Source organism: Candidatus Hydrogenedentota bacterium (assembly GCA_018005585.1).
Taxonomy (GTDB): Bacteria; Hydrogenedentota; Hydrogenedentia; order Hydrogenedentales; family JAGMZX01; genus JAGMZX01.
Window position 1 is genome coordinate 1 of sequence record JAGMZX010000179.1, and the last position, 3,962, is coordinate 3,962.

6 protein-coding genes and 1 pseudogene are annotated in these 3,962 nt (G+C 62.4%); all 7 read left to right on the forward strand.

Annotation, left to right across the window (positions count from 1 at the left end; translation table 11 throughout):
- Positions 1-183, forward strand: a 183-nt coding sequence (locus tag KA184_21050; protein MBP8132077.1) for a hypothetical protein, incomplete at its 5' end; no start/stop codon positions are given.
- A gap of 55 nt (positions 184-238) precedes the next feature.
- Positions 239-805 carry a dTDP-4-dehydrorhamnose 3,5-epimerase gene (gene rfbC / locus KA184_21055; GenBank protein MBP8132078.1) on the forward strand — a complete coding sequence of 189 codons (567 nt, stop codon included), beginning with the start codon at positions 239-241 and terminating at the stop codon, positions 803-805.
- 17 nt (positions 806-822) lie between these two features.
- On the forward strand, positions 823-1,554 hold the full coding sequence (locus tag KA184_21060) for a sugar nucleotide-binding protein (GenBank protein MBP8132079.1): 732 nt from the start codon (positions 823-825) through the stop codon (positions 1,552-1,554).
- Positions 1,551-2,522 (forward strand): SDR family oxidoreductase, encoded by a 972-nt coding sequence (locus KA184_21065; GenBank protein MBP8132080.1) that lies wholly within the window; start codon positions 1,551-1,553, stop codon positions 2,520-2,522. Before KA184_21060 ends, KA184_21065 begins: the two co-directional genes overlap by 4 nt.
- 113 nt (positions 2,523-2,635) lie before the next feature.
- Positions 2,636-2,719 (forward strand): annotated as a pseudogene (locus tag KA184_21070) (prepilin-type N-terminal cleavage/methylation domain-containing protein).
- A 186-nt stretch (positions 2,720-2,905) separates the two neighbouring features.
- Positions 2,906-3,589, forward strand: a complete 684-nt coding sequence (locus tag KA184_21075) for a hypothetical protein (protein ID MBP8132081.1) — start codon at positions 2,906-2,908, stop codon at positions 3,587-3,589.
- 37 nt (positions 3,590-3,626) lie between these two features.
- The coding region (locus tag KA184_21080; GenBank protein MBP8132082.1) for a creatininase family protein at positions 3,627-3,962 on the forward strand (336 nt) is incomplete at its 3' end.

The following is a 3,962-nucleotide window of genomic DNA, read 5'->3' on the forward strand; positions in this document are numbered from 1 at the left end:
AGCACCGGCGCGGGACGGGACATCTGCGCAGGCTACTGCACGGCGTCGCCGGCGAAGAAGTACTACCAAGCCCCATACTGGGAGGTGACGAACCCGACGACATGGGCCTATCGCAACGCGGACTGGGAAGGATATGCGGCGGGGGGTCCGAAGGGGTTGGAATCCCAGGGGCTTTCTGCTTAGAATGCCCTGTCATGTGGCCCCGGAACGACAACGAAGAGGATTTGCCGCCATGCCTATGCCGATTTCATTCCGGGAAACGGAGATCGATGGGATCCTCGAGGTGACGGCGACCGTCCACGCGGACAACCGCGGCTTTTTTTCGGAAATCTATAATCAAGACGTCTGGCAGGAAGCGGGATTCCGCGAGACGTTCGTCCAGGACAATCTGAGCCTTTCCGGAAAGGGCGTTTTGCGCGGGATGCACTACCAGATTGAGCCGGACGGCATGGGCAAGCTCGTGCGCACGCTGAATGGCTCGGTCTACGACGTGGCGGTGGACCTCCGGCGCGGCTCGCCCACTTTTGGCAAATGGCTCGGGCGCGAGTTGAGCGCCGCAAATGGGCTTGCGCTGTGGATACCGTCCGGTTTCGCGCACGGGTTCGTGTCCCTCGAGGACAACAGCCTCGTCTATTACAAATGCACGCAGACGCACCGGCCGGAGGCGGAGCGCACGCTCGCCTTCAATGATCCGGAGGTTGGCATACTCTGGCCGATTGCTCCGACCGTGGTCTCGCGGAAGGACCGTGAGGCGCCCGTGTTGCGCGACGCGGAATTCAATTTCCCGTACCGGCCCGGCAGGTAGTCTGGAGCGCCGGGCGCATGAAGGGTCAGCGGAACATACTCCTCACCGGCGGCAGCGGGGTGCTGGGCGGGGCTTTGCGCCGGCTCCTGCCGGAGCTAGACGCGCCCGGGGAAACCGAATTCGATGTTACGCAGCCCGGCCAGATGGAGGACTACCTCAAGGGCCGCTCCCTCTCGTGCATTATCCATGCCGCTGCTTTTGTCTCTCCGCCTTTGGTCGATAGGGAGCCCCTGCGCGCCGTCGAGGTCAACATCATTGGCACGGCGAACGTGGTGCGTCTCTGCATGCAGCGTGGTCTGCGGCTGGTCTACATCTCTACGGACTACGTCTTTCGCGGCGATCGCGGCAACTACACTGAGGAAGACGCAGTCTATCCGGTAAACAAGTACGCATGGTCCAAGCTGGGCGGCGAATGCGCTGTCCGTTTGTGCGACAATGCCCTGATCATCCGCACGACCTTCGGGCCGGATGTCTTTCCGTACCCGAAAGCGTTCGTTGACCAATGGACGAGCCGCGAGCCGGTGTCGCGCATTGCCGCGCGGATGGTCCCGGCGATCCTGTCGGACGTGACCGGCGTCCTCCACATCGGCGGCCCGCGCAAATCGGTCCACGAATACGCGGTCAGCCTTGACGGTGCGCGTCCGATCGCGCCGTTGCGGCGGTGCGAAGTGGATTTCGATGTGCCGGAGGACACGTCGCTGGACACGGCGCGTTATGACGCCCTGTTTTCGAAAGGAATAATGCCGTGAAAATATTGGTTGCGGGCGGCGCCGGTTACATCGGTTCCGTGCTCACGCCGTTGCTTCTCGAACACGGGTACGAAGTGGAGGTGGTCGACCTGCTCTGGTTCGGCAACCATCTTCCGGACGGCGTGCGGGTCGAGCGGCGTGACCTGTTCGATTTGACGCACGAGGATCTCCGTGGATACGAGCAGGTCATCTTTCTCGCCGGGTTGTCGAACGACCCGATGGCGGAATTCGACCCCGCGATGAACTTCATCCAGAATGGGGCGCTGCCGACCTATCTCGCGTTCCAGGCGAAGCGCGCGGGCGTGCGCCGGTTCCTCTACGCCTCCTCGTGTTCCGTCTACGGCTACACGGTCAACCAGTTGTATGACGAAGACGCGCCGGTCACGTGCGGGTATCCTTACGGTGTTTCAAAACTCGCGGGCGAACGCGGCGTGCTCCAGCTTCAGGACGACGCCTTCTCGACGATTGCGCTCCGGCAAGGCACGGTCAACGGCTACAGCCCGCGCATGCGCTTCGATCTTATCGTCAACACAATGTTCAAGTGCGCGCTGCAGGACGGCGTGGTCGTCGTCAACAACCCCTCGATCTGGCGGCCCCTGATCGACGTACGGGACACGGCGGGCGCGTTTTTGCGCGCGGTGCAAGCCGATTACGCCATCAGTGGCGTGTTCAACGTCGCGTACGACAATTTCACCGTCGGCCTGGTCGCCGACCTGGTCAAGGATGAGGTCGAATCCCTTACCGGTATGAAGGCCCGGGTGGAAATCCGTAACGTTCAGGACTACCGGAATTACAAGGTCAGTTGCGAACGCGCCAAGACCTGCCTTGGGTTCCGCCCCAAGCACGCCGTCACCGACACCGTGCGCGAGATGTTCCGGCACCGCGAGGCTTATGGTGATTTCGCCGAAGACGCTTTTTACAACATCCGCGTGTTCAAGAAGCTGGCGGCCCGGCCCAAGCAGAAGTGAACGCAGACGGAATCCGTTCCGGACCGGCTTGTCCGGAGCGCTTGAAACTTTCCGGTGGCCGGTGTAAGGTGTCTGATGTAGTAGCGTGCAGGCCACAGAGGAGGCGGGGGACTATGCACAGGCGCGGGTTTACGCTGATTGAGCTGCTGGTGGTGATCGCGATCATTGGCATTCTTGCCGCGATACTGCTGCCGGCGCTGGCCCGAGCGCGCGAGTCGGCTCGGCGCGCGAGTTGCGCAAACAACCTCAAAGAACTTGGGCTGGTGTTCAAGATGTACGCGGGCGAGAACGACGGCGCGTTTCCTTCCTTGAAGAATCACGACAGCAAGGGCGTGACGGACGGGCAAGGCATGCCCCTGGGCTGCCGCGACTGGAAATGGAACATAACCGATTTCGTCTTCGACCCGGAACAGACGTATCCGGAGTATCTGTGTGATTTCGAGGTGTTGCTGTGCCCGTCCGACCCGGACGCCCGGCGTATACTCGAAGACGCCTGCTATTACACGCCCGCCAGCCTGCCTGTCGAGCAGCGCCCGCTGGACCTGTGCGGGCTGACGTCCTTCTCGTATTTCTATCTCGGTTGGGCGTTGCGGCCCGAGGATTACCTGTTGACGGGCGGCGGCGGCGAGAACGTGCCTGAGCCGAAGCTGGGCATCGACATCTCGCTCGGTCTTTCGGCGCGGCTCCAGGAGTTGTTGTTCGACGACGCGGCGAAGGCGGGCGGCGCGTTTCACAAAGACTTCGAATTCGTGCACGAAAGCCGGGGCGATGTCGTGGTGCCGCGCTTGCGCGAAGGCATCGAGCGATTCCTCATCACCGATATCAACAACCCCGCCGCGAGCGCCGTGGCGCAGTCGCAGGTGGTGGTCATGTTCGACGCGATTGGGCCGCCGACAACGCAGGGAGGCCGGTACTTCTCCTTCAACCACATCCCCGGCGGCGGCAATGTTCTGTTCATGGACGGTCATGTGGACTTCCTTACGTACCCGAGCCGTCATCCGATGTGCCGGACCTGGGCGGGCGTCATGGCTCTTATCGACGCACTTGTCGGGACTCTGCTGCCGTAACACGGGGGGACAATCGGCGCTCGAAGGAGGGAAAGCCATGGAGCGCGTGCTGTATGCCGAATTGACGCCGCACGAGTTCCAACGCCGGGTCCAGGCGGCCCCCATAGCATATTTGCCGCTCGGAACGCTCGAGTGGCATGGGCCGCACTTGCCGCTTGGGTCTGATGGCATCCAGTCTCAGGGGTTTTTCGAGGCGCTCGCGCGCCGCGCAGGCGGGGTCGTCCTGCCTATGCTCTTTGTTGGGCCCGATTTCGCGCTCGAGCGGCAGGGGGGCGCGTATTACGGCATGGACGTCTACGGGTTCCCCGATAATGCGCCCGAACAGCTCCCGGGAAGCGCATATTGGGTCGATGAAGACCTGTTCGCCGGATTA